Genomic DNA, 16,228 nt, shown 5'->3' with positions numbered 1-16,228 from the left:
TAGCGTTAAAAAACCAATAGTATTCTCTCCCAAAATATCTCTCTAGTTTAAGAGCGATGCTTTTTTATAAGGCTCTTTTCATAAAATCCTGAGCTTTTTATTCCCACCATTTTTCTGCGCTGAATACGCCTGCTGCCTGTTCTATAATGTGCGCTATCTGAAAAATAATTTCCTCAGCAAAAGGCTTACCAATCAATTGTAATCCTAGTGGTAAACCATTCGATGAGAGACCTGCAGGAACAGAGATGCCTGGTAAACCAGCCATATTAACTGGCACGGTAAAAATATCATTGAGATACATTGCCACAGTATCATTTTTTATTTTTTCATCAGCAATGCCAAAAGCGGGTGTTGGTGTTGCAGGTGTGAGGATAGCATCAATGCCGGAAGCAAAACATTGATCAAAATCACGCTTTACCAATGTTCGTACTTTTTGGGCTCTTAAATAATAAGCATCATAATAACCTGATGAGAGAACATAAGTACCAATCAAAATACGCCTTTTGACTTCATCACCAAAACCAGCTGAACGGGTATTTTCATACATTTCAATAACGTCTTTTCCTGGCATACGGAGACCAAAACGGACACCATCATAACGTGCCAAATTAGAAGATACTTCTGCAGGAGCGACGATATAGTAAGCAGGCAAAGCATATTTTGTATGGGGTAATGAAATATCGCTTATTTCAGCACCCGCTTCTTTTAACCAATCCATTCCTTTTTGCCAAAGCTCAATAATTTCAGAAGACATTCCTTCCATATGGTACTCTTTTGGAATACCAATTTTCATTCCTTTGATTGATCGACCAAGATATCTTTCATAATCAGGCACCGGCAAATCAACAGAAGTAGAATCTTTTTCATCAAAAGAAGCCATTGATTTAAGCAAAATAGCACAATCGCGAACATCTCGCCCGATAGGCCCAGCTTGATCAAGTGATGAAGCAAAAGCGATTGTTCCCCACCGTGAACACCGTCCATAAGTTGGTTTAATTCCTACCGTCCCAGTGAATGCTGCTGGCTGGCGTATTGAACCGCCTGTATCTGTTGCTGTTGCACCAGCACAAATCCGCGCTGCAACAGCGGCTGCAGAGCCACCTGAAGAACCACCAGGCACCAATTTTTCATTAGAACCATTTTTTCGCCATGGATTTATAACTGGACCATAATATGATGTTTCATTGGAGGACCCCATAGCAAACTCATCCATATTAAGCTTACCTAACATAACGGCTCCATCTTGCCATAAATTAGCCGTTACAGTTGATTCATAATGCGGTTTAAAACCATCAAGGATATGTGAACAGGCTTGCGTATGAACACCGTATGTCGCAAAAAGGTCTTTAATTCCTAGTGGAATTCCTTCTAAAATCCCTCCCTCCCCTCTAACCAATCGGCTATCTGATTTAGCAGCCATTTTTCGTGCTTGCTCTGCTGTTATTGCTACATAAGCATTCAAAGTTGGATTAGCCAATTCGATCGCTTTTAAATAAGCCTCCGTTAATTCAGTGGCTTTGAATTCTTTCTTTATGAGAGCATCACGAGCTTGTGCAATTGTAAAAGTTGTTAAATTGGTCATATTGGTTCTCAAGTTTTTAAAATACAAAAAATTACTCAACGACTTTTGAAACAAGAAAGAAATTTTCTTCCGTAACAGGCGCATTTGCTACGATATCCGCCGCTATATCACCATCTGTGACACTATCTTCACGCATTCGTAAAGCCATCGGCATCACTGATGTTAATGGTTCAACACTCCTGACATCGACTTCATCTAATTGTTTCACAAAACCTAAAATGACATTGAGTTCTTTTGTCATACGTTCTGCTTCGTCGTCATGGACAGCAATACGCGCTAAATGCGCTACCCGCTTGACTGTTTCTTGATCAACAGACATACTTATGCCTTTCTGCTTTTTATTTTTACATTTGTGTATTGGCTATACAAGGCTGCGTTTACAAGCGCAAGAATATTGATAACCTGAAACACCAAAAGACTTAAATTATAAACCATATGACTATTATTAACATAAATGAAGTTATGTCGAATCTTTTGCCTGGGCAAGTAATAGCAGGTTTAGATTTGGGCACAAAAACTATCGGAATTGCAGTTTCTGATATGGGGCTAGCTTTTTCAAATCCGCGTCCTGTACTTCAACGAAAAAAATTTATGGAAGATGCTCACAAACTTATAAAAATTTTTGATCGTGAAAACGTTGGAATTGCTATCATTGGCTTACCTCTTAATATGAATGGAAGAATCGGCCCTCGCGTTCAAGCAACCAGAGCTTTTGTCAGGAATATGGAAACACATACAGAAATTCCATTTGTTTTTTGGGACGAACGTTTATCAACAATTGCTGCAGAACGCTCTCTTCTAGAAATGGATGTATCGCGCACTAAAAGAAAAACACGAATTGATTCTGCCGCCGCTGCCTTCATATTGCAAGGCGCTCTCAACAGAATCCAAAACCTTTGTCATATAGAAGGATAAAGAACATTTAACAGATGTCCTGCATTATATCGTGCAACTAGCATCCCATAGGAAGATCTCCATTGTCCCCCAAGGCGACTTTCCATATAAGCATTTGCTACATGCTCTATATCTATAGAACATAATGATGCAGCTGCAGCTGCATATGCTACTTGTTCAACAAAAAATCTACCTGCCCCCTCATTTGCCGATGCCATTTCTACAGCAGACTTAATAATCTCAATTGCCCGTGGTCCGGCTGGTCCAATATTAGCAGCAATTTTTTCTAACAACTTCTGAAATAATCCTGGTGCTCTTTTAGCTATCAGAATTGCATCCTTTACCAATTGATTAGCAGAACCATTTCTCACAATCCGTGCAGGAGCATTACACAACATTTGCGATAATGGATTGCCCTCTACAAAACTCTCAATACCGACCTGTGCAATAATCTCGCCAATAATAGGTATGACTAATTGGCTCACGTGATAAGCAATAATAGGTGTCATAATCCGTGCAAAAGCTGCTTCAGAGCGATCATTTGCAGCATTATCAAATGCTCGCGCTAAACGTAAAACCAATGCTTGTGCAGCAGCAATATCCAGTGCAATATCTGCAAAAATACGTTCTGTCAGTGGTGGTAAAGGCTGATCTGGCATTTTTTGTCGAAAAAAATCTATACCGAATTGAAGTGCAGCCCGCATAACACCTGCCGATACGATAGATTGATCAAAACGCATCATTGTTTCGATATCCTTAATGACTTTAACTCCCTCTCCCACCTTACCCAAAAGCCAACCATAACTACCTTGAAAATCAACAACACCCTCTGGGGTTAAAGATTCTCCGGAACGCTGCAGTAAATGACGAATCGATATCGTGCCATTTAATGCACCATTTTCTTGTACACGTGGGACTAAAAAGCAGCTTAAATGACCATCTAAGTCTGCACTAACAAGATATCCATCCACTATAGGATTAATAACATTGGTTTTTACAATATTTAAACGATACAGATCACGCCCTATTTTTTCATCAAAAGAAATCTTCTTAACACTTGGAAAATTGAAAGAGTATTTTCCACATTGTTCAACATCATCAAAAGCACAGGTAAGCGAAGCTGCTTTTTTGCTATTAAAAGGCTTGGACGATAAATCATATTGGCGTGATAAGAGTACATCTTGCCATTTTCTAAAAAGCTCAACATCACCAATTAAGACTGCAATAGCTGCACTTGTTATAATAACCTCATTCAAATGCCCTGTTTCTAAGCTAGCAGATAAAGCCAAGCGAATAGCACGCGCTTGATAACGCACCCCGTTTTCTGAGGAAGTATTTTCCCAAAGCGAAGTGACCAAACCAGCTTGTCTAGAATATTGTTGAAGAGCTTGATAAGAGGAATGTATCTCTAATTGTTCTATTGGCTGTCCCCATTCATCGTTATACCGCAATACAGGTCGATAACGATTCGCCAACAAGGAAAGCTCCCATGCTCCACGACTCGCTACAAAATCTCCTATTTCTTCAAAACTTGCTAATAAAAATTTAGGCAAAGTAGAAGCAATACGAAACATAAGCGTATCACTGAGAAACGCATTTTTTTTGCGGGCATTTTGCCCAGATACAGCACCCATAGGCATATTCCTATTATTCAAATCATTCATATCATAGACTATTTGTCGTTTTGCAGTTAAAAAACATTTATTATATTCGAACAAACACTTGTTTAACCTGTTTAGAGAGAGATAGAAAAGAATGCTATGACTCAAAATACTTTTTTTCCCCTTTTTCCCCACCAACATCTTTTAGGTATTAAAGGTTTGAATGTACAAGACCTTACTATCTTGCTTGATCGAGCAGATGCAAATGCTAACCTCTCTAAAAAAATTGATAAAACAACATCTACATTATGTGGGTGTACTCAAATTAATCTTTTCTTCGAATCTTCCACACGCACACAATCCTCTTTTGAATTAGCCGGCAAACGGTTAGGAGCAAACGTGATGAGTATAGCTATTGGCAACTCATCTGTAAAAAAAGGGGAAACATTAATTGATACAGCCACAACCCTCAATGCAATGAAACCAGATATACTCGTTATTCGCCATAGTTGCGCCGGAGCAGCTGCTTTGTTAGCGCAACAAGTGGATTGTTGTGTCATTAATGCAGGTGATGGTGCCCATGAACATCCAACACAGGCTTTATTAGATGCTCTAACCATTAAAAGAGCAAAAGGCCGTATTGAGGGGTTAATTGTTGCAATCTGTGGAGATATCTTACACTCGCGTGTCGCACGTTCCAATATCCTTAGTCTTAACGCTTTGGGAGCTCGGATTCGTGCTGTTGCTCCTTCCACCCTCTTACCCACGGGTATTGCCGAAATGAGTGTTGAAGTTTTTAATACAATGAAAGAAGGTCTTAAAGGTGCTGATGTCATCATGATGCTACGTTTACAACATGAACGTATGGCAAGTTCTTTTATTCCCTCCATTCGTGAATATTTTCATTATTTTGGCTTACATAAAGAAAATTTAGCTTATGCCAAAAATGATTGTATTATTTTACATCCTGGCCCAATAAACCGCGGTATAGAAATCGCGTCTGATATAGCAGATGGACCACAAAGTATGATTCATACACAAGTAGAAATGGGAATTGCTGTGCGTATGGCTGTCATGGAGGCTTTATTGGATTCACGCCTTAAAGCAAGTGGAGAGAAAAAATGACAAAGCCAATTGTTTTTCAAAATGCCCGTATTATTGACCCTTCACGCACAATCGATGAAATTGGTACAGTTATTGTTGAAAATGGGCTGATTACAGCCGCTGGAAAAGAAGCACTGAATCAAGGAATCCCCGCAGAAGCTGAAATTATTAATGCACAAAACAAAGCAATTCTTCCTGGACTTGTTGATGCCCGTGTTTTTATTGAAGAACCAGGCAATGAACGTTGTGAAACAATTGCATCAGCAAGCCAATCTGCAGCAGCAGGTGGTATTACTTCTCTCCTTATGATGCCAGATACGCGCCCAATTATCGATAATGTAGCGCTTGTTAGATTCATTACGCATACAGCACGAGAAATGTCATTGGTCAATATTTATCCCGTTGCTGCAATCACTCAAGGTTTTAACGGACAAGAAATAACCGAATTTGGCTTGTTAAAAGATGCAGGAGCCGTCGCCTTTTGTGAAGGAAAGAACACACTTCAAAGTTCATCTGTTATACGGTGCGCAATGACTTATGCACGTGATTTTGATGTTCCATTGATGCATGAGACACAAGATAAAGACCTTATAGGAAAAGGTGTTATGAATGAGGGACTGCTAGCGAGTTGGCTTGGTCTTTCTGGAATCCCTCGCGAAGCAGAGGTTATTCCACTCGAAAGAGATTTGCGCTTAGCTGCATTAACACAAACACGCTATCATGCCGCACAAATATCAACAGCACTCTCTGCTGAAGCAATTCGTATAGGCAAACAACGTAGCGAGAAGATTTCAGCCGGTGTATCCATTAATCACTTATCTCTTAATGAAAACGACATTGGTGAATATCATACCTCTTTCCGTCTTATGCCTCCATTGCGTACAGAAGAAGATCGTATAGCAATGATTGAAGCAATAAAAGATGGAACAGTGGATATTATCGTCTCTTCTCATGATCCTCAGAGTCTTGATGCAAAACGTTTACCATTTAATGATGCGGCTGCAGGCGCCATTGGTATGGAAACTTTATTGAGTGCCGCTTTACGCCTTTATCATGATGAAGCTATATCTCTTCTACGATTAACGGAACTTTTGTCAACGGCTCCTGCGAAACTTTTTGGCCTTGATGCAGGTACACTCAAAAAAGGTGTTCATGCAGACCTTATTTTGGTTGATCTTGAGGAGCCATGGGTAGTTTCTGCAAAGAAGCTATATTCACGCTCAAAAAATACACCTTTTGAGAATGCACGCTTCCAAGGACGTGTTGTTCAAACTTTTGTTAAAGGACAATCAATTTTTAAACTTGATCAATAAACTTAATGAGATTTTTAATGAATGAAGGTGAAATGCTTTTTCAGTTTTGTGTATGGTTTATCTTTCTGATGTCCTATCTCATGGGATCAATCCCATTTGGCTTTCTTTTTACGCGATTAGCAAAACTTGGCGATGTCAGAACAATTGGTTCTGGAAATATCGGAGCTACAAATGTTCTACGGACAGGAAATAAAAAAGTTGCGGCTCTCACGCTTCTTTGTGATACGTTAAAGGGAACTGTTATTATTCTTATTGTAAAATTTTTAAATGTCCCAACAGAAAACAGTATCATTGTTTCTCTAGCTGGTTTTTTTGTCTTTTTGGGACATCTTTTTCCTATATGGTTGAAATTTAAAGGTGGCAAAGGCGTTGCTACTTATCTTGGTGTGTGTTTAGGGGTCTACTGGCCGGCAGCAATTGTTTTCATTGTTGTGTGGATGGCGATTTTTTTACTCACACGCTATTCTTCATTATCCGCACTCATTGCTGTTGTTGTAACTGCGATATTTGTTTTTTACTTTTCCGATCCTTATTTCTACTTTATGCTGATTGTGATGAACATATTTGTGTATATAAAGCATTACGCAAATATCGGTAGATTATTAGTTGGGAAAGAAAATAAAATTGGAACTCAAAACGGGGATAAATAAAGGAATCCTGCTTACTGATCGTCAACGTCTAAATTGGTTACGATTGTTGCGTAGTGAAAATATCGGAGCAGTGAGTTTTCGCAATCTTATTGATCATTATAAAACAGCAGAAGCTGCTCTAGAAGCACTTCCTGAGCTTAGTAGAAAAGGTGGCCTTCCTACATCTGTTCGAATAACAACAATAGAAGAAGCAGAAAAGGAAATGCAAAAAGCCGAGAGGCTGGGTATTCGCTTTATCGGTGTAGGAGAACCGGATTATCCAGCCTTTCTTAAGGTGACAGAAGCTTCACCGCCCCTTATTACTATAAAAGGCAATGTTGCAGCTTTTCAGAAACCTTCTGTTGGAATTGTAGGGTCTCGAAATGCCTCCGCAGCTGGCAAAAAACTCGCTACTCAATTTGCTCATTTTCTGGGAAATGCTGGTTTTACAACAATCTCTGGACTCGCTCGTGGAATTGATAGCATTGTGCATCAAGCGAGCTTATTAACAGGTACAGTAGCAGTAATGGCTGGTGGAATTGATCACATCTATCCTCCTGAAAACAAAAAACTCCACGAAGATATTATTAGTAACGGTGGAGCAATTATTAGTGAAATGCCCATTTCCTGGAAACCGCGCGCTATCGATTTCCCGAGAAGAAACCGCATTATTGCAGGCCTATCACTTGGCCTCTTGGTTGTAGAGGCTGCGCTGCGATCAGGATCCTTAATTACCGCACGTCAAGCTGCAGAAATGGGACGATTAACTTTTGCTATTCCTGGTTCTCCACTTGATCCGAGATCCGTTGGTACAAACAACCTTATTAAGGATGGTGCTCTACTAACCACACATCCTTCTGACATCATAGAAACACTTACACCATTAACTCCAGCAGTCACTCATTCCCAATTCAATTTTTTTGAGGAAGAAAAATCAATCTCTCTACAAATTGAAAAAGATAGTTTAAGTGTACCTGATGAAAAAAACAGCAATTCCTCTTGTATTGGAGATGAAAGAGAACGCGCAGCCGTTCTTTCTGCCCTTTCCACAACCCCAATTGATTTAGATACACTCCGCACCCATTCAGGCGTTTCACTCTCAAACCTTTATCTTTTTTTGGTAGAACTCGAGCTTGCTGGGAAGCTTATTCGACACTCTGGCGGTTATGTGTCATTGTCGAGTCTGGATCTTCCCCGAGAGCCTCGGCACTGTTAATAATGCTCTGCCCTTCTTTAGCGGCCATATCCAAAAGCAATGCTAAAAGTGGGCTATGCGCTTGGCGTGCCATCTGATTCATTTGTTCTGACATATCTGTAATATATTGGATAACTTTTAAATGATTTATAAACATAATCCTCTATCCTTGAGCATTTATCCTCCTACTTCTCAATAGATGTTATCTTAGTATTTTGCCGTATGTTTCTGTATTAATGATGAAAAATAAATTATATAGTTTTATATAGGGTGTATCTTAATAATAACAATCATAAGTTGTACAATATTAATGTTTTTTATATGGCTAATATTTTTTTATATGCTCTTAATCAATTGCTATTAGCTATTCGTATGAAAAGGAGTTATAAAAAGGCTTTCATTTCAACATTCGGGTAAAATTATGAATATCGTTATCGTTGAATCTCCAGCAAAAGCAAAAACAATTAATAAATATCTTGGATCTCAATACAAAGTCGTAGCATCATTTGGACATGTTCGTGATTTGCCTGCAAAAGATGGCTCCGTTCTACCCGATCAAGATTTTTCTATGAAATGGAGCGTCGATTCTACTGCTGCTAAGCGTTTGAATGAAATAGCAAAAGCAGTCAAAGAAGCCGATAGCCTCATCTTAGCAACGGACCCTGATCGTGAAGGGGAAGCCATTTCATGGCATATTCTTGATATTCTTCGTCAAAAAAAAGTTTTAAAAGATAAACCCATTAAACGGGTTGTATTCAATGCTATCACCAAAAAATCTGTGCTTGATGCCATGAACAATCCGCGTGATATTGATACATCACTTGTAGATGCTTACCTTGCACGTCGTGCCCTTGATTACCTCGTCGGTTTTACACTCTCACCTGTTTTGTGGCGTAAACTTCCTGGTGCACGTTCGGCTGGTCGTGTTCAATCCGTTGCTTTGCGTATTATTTGTGATCGAGAATCAGAGATAGAACATTTTATTAAAGAAGATTATTGGTCCATTACAACAGACTTAAAAACCGTCCGAAATGATAATTTCCAAGCAAGATTAACAATGTTTAATCAAAAAAAGATTAGCAAACTCGATATTCAATCTCAAGAACAAGCAGATCAAATTTGCCTTATGTTAGAGGAAGCAAAATATCGTACATTGAATATTGAAGCAAAGCCAACAAAGAGAAATCCTTCTCCTCCGTTTACAACATCCACTTTACAGCAAGCGGCCTCTTCAAAACTAGGTTTTTCAGCCTCTCGCACTATGCAAATTGCTCAAAAACTTTATGAAGGTATTGAAATTAATAGTGAAATGGCAGGGCTTATTACCTATATGCGTACCGATGGTGTACAAATAGCACCAGAAGCCATTGAATCAGCACGAAAAGTGATTCATGAATCCTTTGGTAGTAACTATATTCCTGAAAAACCGCGTTTTTATTCAACAAAAGCAAAAAACGCACAGGAAGCGCATGAAGCCATCCGTCCAACCGATTTTCAACGCATCCCCAATCATGTACGAAATTTTCTCGATAGCGATCAAGCAAAGCTCTATGAATTGATATGGAAGCGCGCTATTGCTAGCCAAATGCGTTCTGCTGAGATTGAACGCACAACTGTTGAAATTGAAGCACAGCAAGGAGAAAACCGCGCAAATTTACGTGCAACGGGTTCTGTTATTCGTTTTGATGGATTTATTTCTGTTTACACTGATCAACGAGAAGAAGAAAATAGTGAAGAAAATGAAGCAACACGTTTGCCGCAAATTAATGCTGGTGAAGAGCTTACAAAAGAAAAAGTCGAAGCTGTACAACATACCACAGAACCACCTCCTCGCTATTCTGAAGCTTCCTTAATTAAAAAGCTTGAAGAGCTAGGAATTGGTCGCCCTTCAACCTATGCATCTACATTATCCACACTTTGTGATCGTGGATATATTGTAATTGATAAACGAAAACTTATTCCTGATGCAAAAGGACGTATTGTTACGGCCTTTCTTGAAAATTTCTTTAATCGTTATGTAGAATACGGTTTCACAGCTGATCTCGAAGAACAACTGGATCTTATATCAGATGGAAAACTTTCTTGGAAAGATGTAATGCGCGATTTTTGGGATGGATTTAATGCGTCTATTACCAATATCAAAGAACTCCGTATAACCAATGTTCTTGATGTTTTAAATGTGACATTAGCACCTCTCGCTTTTCCTATCCGTGAAGACGGAAGTAATGTCCGTTCTTGTCCTCTTTGTAAAAACGGTGAATTATCACTAAAGCTAGGGCGTTACGGTGCATTTGTTGGCTGTTCTAATTATCCCGAATGCAAATATACACGCCAACTTGGAACGGACTCAGCAGAAGAGAATGACGTAATGCGTAGTGATGAACCTGTTGTGCTTGGTGTCGATCCTAAAACAGGAAAAGATATCTCTCTTCGCAATGGCCGTTTTGGTTCCTATGTTCAACTTGGTGAAAGCAAAGAAGCTAAGCGTGCAGGGATACCAAAAGAATGGAAAGCAGAAAATATAACTCTTGATAAAGCTTTATCCTTAATATCCTTGCCTCGTGAAATTGGCATTCATCCTGAAACAGGAAAAATAATCACAGCCACAATTGGACGCTATGGTCCCTACCTTACACATAATGGCAAATCTGCTCCCCTTCTTCATGCAGACGAAGTTTTTGATATTGGTATCAATCGTGCTGTTACAGTACTTGCTGAAAAACAAGAAAATAAAACAACGCGTAGCAGAAAAACACCAGCAGCACTCGCAACATTAGGGAATCATCCAGATGGTGGAACAGTTACTGTGCGCGATGGACGTTATGGTCCGTATGTTAATTGGGGCAAAATTAATGCAACATTGCCAAAAGATAAAGATCCAATTAGTGTAACACTTTCAGAAGCATTAGAACTTATATCAGCTAAAGCATCCGGCAAAAAAACAACTTCAAAAAGAGCTTCTTCTCCAAAAAAAGAGACGTAAACCTTGGCTACAGGTGAAAAGAAAACAAAATATTTGCAGTCATTCAATATGGAACGGCTGCCTAATAAAGCAGAAATTCTTTCCTTTATTAATGAGAATCCTGACCGATCAAGTAAACGTGAAATTGCCAAAGTTTTTAACTTAAAAGGTGATTCTCGTATCTGGTTAGGAGATATATTGCGTGAATTGAAAGGGCAAAACCTCGTATCAAAACAGCGTAAAAGGGCAATTAATAAAGAAAAGTTACCACCGGTTGCTTTAGTAAAAATTAGCGGGCGAGATGAAGATGGTGAGTTTATTGCACAACCTCTTGAGTGGGAAGATGGTCCAAAACCGAGTATTGAAATACGCTATTTTCATCGCATAAAAGGAGCAAGCATTGGTGTTGGAGATCATATTCTTGTAAAAATTTTTAGAAATAAAACTTCTCAAATCTCCCCTTATATAGGACGAGTTATCTGTAAAATTGATGCATCTCCGAAAAGTACATTTTGTGTTGTACGAAAATTAAAAACTGACCAATGGCGACTTGAACCTATAGATCGAAAAACGAATGAATTCATTATTGATATCTCTGATATATCTTCAAAAATAAAGATAGAATCTGGTGATCTTGTTGAAGTCGAAATTAAAAAAAATACTGGTTATGGATTGAAAAGTGCCCAAATAAAAAATGTTTTAGGACACATTGAAGGTGAAAAAACACTCTCAATGATTGCTCTTCTTTCAAAAGAAATTCCTTATGTTTTTCCTAAAGATGTCCTTGAGCAAGTAAAACATATAAAACCTGCCAACATAGAAAATCGCGAAGATTGGCGGCAATTGCCACTTGTTACAATTGATCCACCAGATGCAAAAGACCATGATGATGCAGTTTATGCAACAAAGGATAAAGACCCAACCAACCGTGGTGGTTGGATTGTTGTTATCGCAATTGCAGATGTTTCTTACTATATCAAAGCAGGAAGCGCTTTAGATAAAGAAGCATTAAAACGGGGAAATTCTATTTATTTTCCTGATCACGTTGTGCCAATGCTTCCAGAAAAAATTTCTAATAATTTATGTTCTCTGCGTGAAGGAAAAGAGAGACCAGCTTTAGCTGTTCGTATGATTTTTGATGCAAACGGTAATAAATTAAAACATAGTTTTCATCGAATTATGATGCGTGTAAGAGCCAAACTCTCTTATCAAGAAGTACAATTAGCAATTGAGGGAAATATAAATGAAAAAAGTGCTTCTCTTATCGAGAGTGTCTTGCAACCATTATGGCAAGCTTATGAGTGTCTAAAAATTGCGCGTAATCGTAGACAACCACTAGAATTAGAAACAGCAGAAAAAAAGATTATTCTTGATCAAAATGGATGCATCAAAGACGTTGTGAATGAATCACATCTAGAATCACATCGTTTGATTGAAGAATTTATGGTACAAGCAAATATTTCTGCTTGTGAAACATTGAAAGAACATCATCAGCCTCTTATTTATCGTATCCATGATAAGCCCTCTCCTGCAAAGCAAGAAATACTGCGAAATTTTCTTCAAAGTTTGGGAATATCCCTTTCTCGAGGCGCAGAGCTTACATCAGCACGCCTTAATAGCATTTTAGCAAAAGTCATGAATACCGAACAACAAGAATTGGTCAATCAGGTAATTTTGCGTACACAATCTCAAGCTGAATATAACCCTAAAAATATAGGCCATTTTGGTTTGAACTTACATAACTATACACATTTCACATCTCCGATCCGTCGCTATGCTGATCTTATTATTCATCGAGCACTCATTAAAACCTTAAAACTAGGAAATGATCAATTAACAGACATACAGGAACAAAATCTTACAGAAATTGCTACACAAATTTCTTTATGTGAGCGCCGTGCAATGATGGCTGAAAGAGAAACAATTGATAGGCTTGTCGCACACTATTTAATGAACAAAATCGGCCGTATTTTTACAGGCCGTGTTTCTGGTGTTACAAAAGCGGGTCTTTTTATCTCACTTGATAAACTTAATACAGATGGTTTTGTGCCTATTTCTACACTTAAAAATGATTATTATTATTTCGATGAAATACAACATATTCTCCTCGGAAAACGTAGTCATAAAGGTTATCAACTAAGTGATAGAGTAGAGGTAAAACTTGTAACAGTGCAGCCTTTTGCTGGTGCTTTATGCTTTGATCTCTTAACAGAACCTCGTCCAATAACCTTTTCATCCACCTCCTATCATAAAAGAAAATTTATAATGAAAAAACGAAAAAATGCTTTTTATGGAAAAAGAAAAATGAACTAAAAATCTCAAAAACTTATGAGATAAATCAAATCGTTATCTTACTCTCCTTAAATTAGATATTAATGATAAGAGTAAAAGATAACGATAATTGTAAAATAAAAAATGATCTACAATATGCTGTAATTGTATTATTTTGTATTTATATAATTAACTTTTTTAGCATATAAAGCCGTGTTTTTTTGACCAATAACAAACGCATAAAAAATCTGAAAGCACTCTTTATATGAAATGAATTAGAAAATCTACAAAGGATAGGTTGAACAGATTTTTATTTTTTTCATTCCAAATCAACTTTTCATTAGTTGAATGAACAAAAACAGAATTAAGCCATCCTTATGATAAAAAAGTTTTGATCCCTCAAAATCATTTTTTGCGTGCCATCATTGCAGCTATCGCGACTATTGGTACCGTTGGAATAGCATTGGGAATAGGAACATAATTTGTTTCACTTCTTATGACCGAGAAAGGTATTTCAAATAGTGCCATTGGCTATAGTGGAACAGTTGGTAGAATTTCTGCGGTTATTGCAGCCATCTTAACTGCTCGAATCATCTTATAATCAGATGTTTTTCAAACAATATTGCTTTTGATGACCATAGGGTATTTGAGCTTTCCAGGACTTTATTCTTTTGAACCAATGTGGTTTTGGTTCATTTTAAGATTTGTATTACATTTTACTATGACAGTTATATTTATCCTATCGGAGTTTTTGATTAACAATTGTGCATCACCTAAAAAACGCGGTTTGTTACTTTCTATTTATGCCATTACAACTAGGATTAGGATTTGCACCTATCCAAATTCTCGTGGCTTGGAAATTAAGTCCAGAATTTAAAAAAGCCAACATACTTTATTTTTTCCCTATCTTTTCCATATTCTAAGCTCAATGATGGCAGTACTTATTATAATACTGTCCAAATAGGAGAATTACTCCTTATAACACCCTTTAGTCTATCCATCGAGTATAATGAGAGTGTAGTTGCACACTTTATGGCAACTCTTGCACTTGGTAATATTTTTATCTTAATCCCTATTAGCGTTATAAGTAATTATGCAAAAGACCAACGTTATCCCTTTATGGTCTGTGCTATCTTAGGTTTTATTGAAACTTTTATGATACCCTGGATGATAAAATAACTAATGGCTTTTGATTTCTTTCTCCTTAGAGGCGTATCTGTGAGTTTTTACACAATCAGGCTTGCACACCTAGGTGCTCGTCTCAAAGGACACGAACTCTCTGCTGCTAATTCTGTTTTTATCTTTTGTTATGGAATTGGTATGCTCATTTGGTCAACCATTATCGGACAATACATGGGTATCTTTAAACCATTTGATTTTTCAGCAGCAATGGATTGTTTTTTTGGCTTATATATTATTTTGGTGTTTGTACAACTAATGAGAAATTAATCAGCTCTTGACTTTTTTTAGAACATCCGTAGTGTTGCTGCAAAGTATGATTACATCAGAAATAAATTTTCATAACAATATGATATAATTTTCAGTATGAATAGGACTCTTAAATTATGGCTAAGGCAGCAACCATTAAGATCAAGCTTTTGTCAACTGCGGATACTGGTTTTTTCTATGTGACAAAGAAAAATAGCCGTACGATGACAGACAAAATGAGCAAACGTAAGTATGACCCAATTATAAAAAAACACGTCGAATTTAAAGAAACAAAAATTAAATAAAATAGGTTATACCGTTTAACTGGTAGATTCTGTAGCAGAAGATAAATGCAGTTTTATTGCTTCTTCAGAATTATTTTATGGGATTTTTTTAGCTAAAGAAAATAGTATCTCTGTAATTTGTATGCTTTTACAGACATGGGGTGGTTAGTTCATTTTTTAGTTTCCTATCTGCATCGTAAGGATTAAAATAACAGGATGTTTGGTTTATCTTGGTATGTAACAAAACACAAGATGCATCAAACGTAACGAAGTTTTTTCCTTGGAATGAGACAATATTTTTATCAAAATAATGAAAGTCTTTTGTAAAAATTATAGGAGATTATTACTAAAGCAAATGCATTATAGCGGTAGTTTTTTTATTTCATGAAAAAGAAGTTTTCTCATTTTAATTTAAGAATCTTTAAGTTAAAAATCATCAATTTTAGTATTCTTGTCGCAGCTACCATTCTCATCGCTACAACGGTTTATTTTAATAAGAATTATCCTCCCCCTCAAAAGGAAACTTTTGTTTCTAAAACCTCTATCGAGGGGAATGCACTGGTCGTTGATGGCGATTCAATCATGATTTCTTCTGTCATGATCCGTCTTCTAGGGATTGATGCTCCTGAGCTCCACCAATTTTGTGGTAAAAAGCAAGCGCGTTATCCATGCGGACTTGAGGCAAAAAAATATTTAGAACGACTCATAGCAAACCAACCAGTTACATGTCATTGGTACAAAAAAGACAAATATCGCCGTATTCTTGCGACATGTGAAACAAAACAAGTCAGCAATATCAACGCATCGCTTGTGCGTAATGGTTGGGCCGTAAGTTACTATGATTACCTTGAAGAAGAACAAGAAGCCAGAAAGAAAAAAGAAGGAATATGGCAATCAAATTTTCAACGACCGAAAGAATGGCGAAGAACACATTCTCAAACAGAATAAGAAAAATATTCTTTTTC

14 protein-coding genes are annotated in these 16,228 nt (G+C 37.5%); 10 read left to right on the top strand and 4 right to left on the bottom strand.

The window, feature by feature from the left end; genetic code table 11:
* Window positions 1-97 precede the first annotated feature (97 nt).
* Complete coding sequence (gene gatA / locus V4P57_RS04200) at window positions 98-1,582, bottom strand: Asp-tRNA(Asn)/Glu-tRNA(Gln) amidotransferase subunit GatA (RefSeq protein WP_455466845.1); 1,485 nt, start codon at window positions 1,580-1,582, stop codon at window positions 98-100.
* A gap of 31 nt (window positions 1,583-1,613) precedes the next feature.
* Window positions 1,614-1,901, bottom strand: a complete 288-nt coding sequence (gatC, locus tag V4P57_RS04195; protein ID WP_455466844.1) for an Asp-tRNA(Asn)/Glu-tRNA(Gln) amidotransferase subunit GatC — start codon at window positions 1,899-1,901, stop codon at window positions 1,614-1,616.
* Window positions 1,902-2,017: 116 nt separating this feature from the next.
* Here gatC and ruvX point away from each other — a divergent pair, with 116 nt between their 5' ends.
* Complete coding sequence (gene ruvX, locus V4P57_RS04190) at window positions 2,018-2,497, top strand: Holliday junction resolvase RuvX (protein WP_455466843.1); 480 nt, start codon at window positions 2,018-2,020, stop codon at window positions 2,495-2,497.
* Here ruvX and V4P57_RS04185 read toward each other — a convergent pair.
* On the bottom strand, window positions 2,482-4,110 hold the full coding sequence (locus tag V4P57_RS04185) for an acyl-CoA dehydrogenase family protein (protein WP_455466842.1): 1,629 nt from the start codon (window positions 4,108-4,110) through the stop codon (window positions 2,482-2,484). The two genes, ruvX and V4P57_RS04185, sit on opposite strands and share 16 nt — an antisense overlap.
* A 126-nt stretch (window positions 4,111-4,236) precedes the next feature.
* Between V4P57_RS04185 and V4P57_RS04180 the strand changes: the two genes are divergently transcribed.
* From V4P57_RS04180 to dprA, 4 genes are read left to right on the top strand one after another with little or no spacing between them, the layout of a single operon-like run.
* Window positions 4,237-5,202, top strand: coding sequence for an aspartate carbamoyltransferase catalytic subunit (locus V4P57_RS04180; RefSeq protein ID WP_455466841.1), 966 nt, complete (start codon window positions 4,237-4,239; stop codon window positions 5,200-5,202).
* A complete protein-coding gene (locus V4P57_RS04175) occupies window positions 5,199-6,494 on the top strand; it encodes a dihydroorotase (RefSeq protein WP_455466840.1) in 1,296 nt (431 codons plus the stop codon). Before V4P57_RS04180 ends, V4P57_RS04175 begins: the two co-directional genes overlap by 4 nt.
* 17 nt (window positions 6,495-6,511) lie before the next feature.
* Window positions 6,512-7,144 carry a glycerol-3-phosphate 1-O-acyltransferase PlsY gene (gene plsY / locus V4P57_RS04170; RefSeq protein ID WP_455466839.1) on the top strand — a complete coding sequence of 211 codons (633 nt, stop codon included), beginning with the start codon at window positions 6,512-6,514 and terminating at the stop codon, window positions 7,142-7,144.
* Window positions 7,101-8,339 (top strand): DNA-processing protein DprA, encoded by a 1,239-nt coding sequence (dprA, locus tag V4P57_RS04165; protein WP_455466838.1) that lies wholly within the window; start codon window positions 7,101-7,103, stop codon window positions 8,337-8,339. Before plsY ends, dprA begins: the two co-directional genes overlap by 44 nt.
* Here the strand turns inward: dprA and V4P57_RS04160 are convergent.
* Entirely contained in the window at window positions 8,269-8,475 is a 207-nt protein-coding gene (locus V4P57_RS04160) for a hypothetical protein (protein ID WP_455466837.1), read from the bottom strand. The genes dprA and V4P57_RS04160 overlap by 71 nt on opposite strands.
* Before the next feature lie 264 nt (window positions 8,476-8,739).
* On the opposite strand from V4P57_RS04160, the gene topA reads away from it, so the two are divergent.
* The 5 genes from topA to V4P57_RS04135 all read left to right on the top strand — a co-directional run bounded on the left by topA (window position 8,740) and on the right by V4P57_RS04135 (window position 16,211).
* Window positions 8,740-11,301, top strand: a complete 2,562-nt coding sequence (gene topA / locus V4P57_RS04155) for a type I DNA topoisomerase (RefSeq protein WP_455466836.1) — start codon at window positions 8,740-8,742, stop codon at window positions 11,299-11,301.
* Window positions 11,302-11,304: 3 nt separating this feature from the next.
* The gene (gene rnr, locus V4P57_RS04150) at window positions 11,305-13,593 is read left to right on the top strand and encodes a ribonuclease R (RefSeq protein WP_455466835.1); all 2,289 of its coding nucleotides are present in this window, start codon (window positions 11,305-11,307) and stop codon (window positions 13,591-13,593) included.
* Window positions 13,594-14,769: 1,176 nt separating this feature from the next.
* Window positions 14,770-15,000: a hypothetical protein gene (locus V4P57_RS04145; protein WP_455466834.1), complete on the top strand. Its 231-nt coding sequence runs from the start codon at window positions 14,770-14,772 to the stop codon at window positions 14,998-15,000.
* Window positions 15,001-15,116: 116 nt separating this feature from the next.
* Window positions 15,117-15,284, top strand: coding sequence for a 50S ribosomal protein L33 (gene rpmG, locus V4P57_RS04140; protein WP_005865506.1), 168 nt, complete (start codon window positions 15,117-15,119; stop codon window positions 15,282-15,284).
* 363 nt (window positions 15,285-15,647) lie between these two features.
* The gene (locus V4P57_RS04135; RefSeq protein ID WP_455466833.1) at window positions 15,648-16,211 is read left to right on the top strand and encodes a thermonuclease family protein; all 564 of its coding nucleotides are present in this window, start codon (window positions 15,648-15,650) and stop codon (window positions 16,209-16,211) included.
* Window positions 16,212-16,228: the final 17 nt, after the last annotated feature.

Source organism: Bartonella sp. B39 (assembly GCF_053795145.1).
This window is presented reverse-complemented; position numbering and strand designations above follow the sequence as displayed.

Excerpts from the sequence above, each read along its gene's own strand:
- gatA (WP_455466845.1), bottom strand. The coding sequence starts at position 1,582 with ATGACCAATTTAACAACTTTTACAATTGCACAAGCTCGTGATGCTCTC.
- gatC (WP_455466844.1), bottom strand. The coding sequence starts at position 1,901 with ATGTCTGTTGATCAAGAAACAGTCAAGCGGGTAGCGCATTTAGCGCGT.
- ruvX (WP_455466843.1), top strand. The coding sequence starts at position 2,018 with ATGACTATTATTAACATAAATGAAGTTATGTCGAATCTTTTGCCTGGG.
- V4P57_RS04185 (WP_455466842.1), bottom strand. The coding sequence starts at position 4,110 with ATGGGTGCTGTATCTGGGCAAAATGCCCGCAAAAAAAATGCGTTTCTC.
- V4P57_RS04180 (WP_455466841.1), top strand. The coding sequence starts at position 4,237 with ATGACTCAAAATACTTTTTTTCCCCTTTTTCCCCACCAACATCTTTTA.
- V4P57_RS04175 (WP_455466840.1), top strand. The coding sequence starts at position 5,199 with ATGACAAAGCCAATTGTTTTTCAAAATGCCCGTATTATTGACCCTTCA.
- plsY (WP_455466839.1), top strand. The coding sequence starts at position 6,512 with ATGAATGAAGGTGAAATGCTTTTTCAGTTTTGTGTATGGTTTATCTTT.
- V4P57_RS04160 (WP_455466837.1), bottom strand. The coding sequence starts at position 8,475 with ATGTTTATAAATCATTTAAAAGTTATCCAATATATTACAGATATGTCA.
- topA (WP_455466836.1), top strand. The coding sequence starts at position 8,740 with ATGAATATCGTTATCGTTGAATCTCCAGCAAAAGCAAAAACAATTAAT.
- rpmG (WP_005865506.1), top strand. The coding sequence starts at position 15,117 with ATGGCTAAGGCAGCAACCATTAAGATCAAGCTTTTGTCAACTGCGGAT.
- V4P57_RS04135 (WP_455466833.1), top strand. The coding sequence starts at position 15,648 with ATGAAAAAGAAGTTTTCTCATTTTAATTTAAGAATCTTTAAGTTAAAA.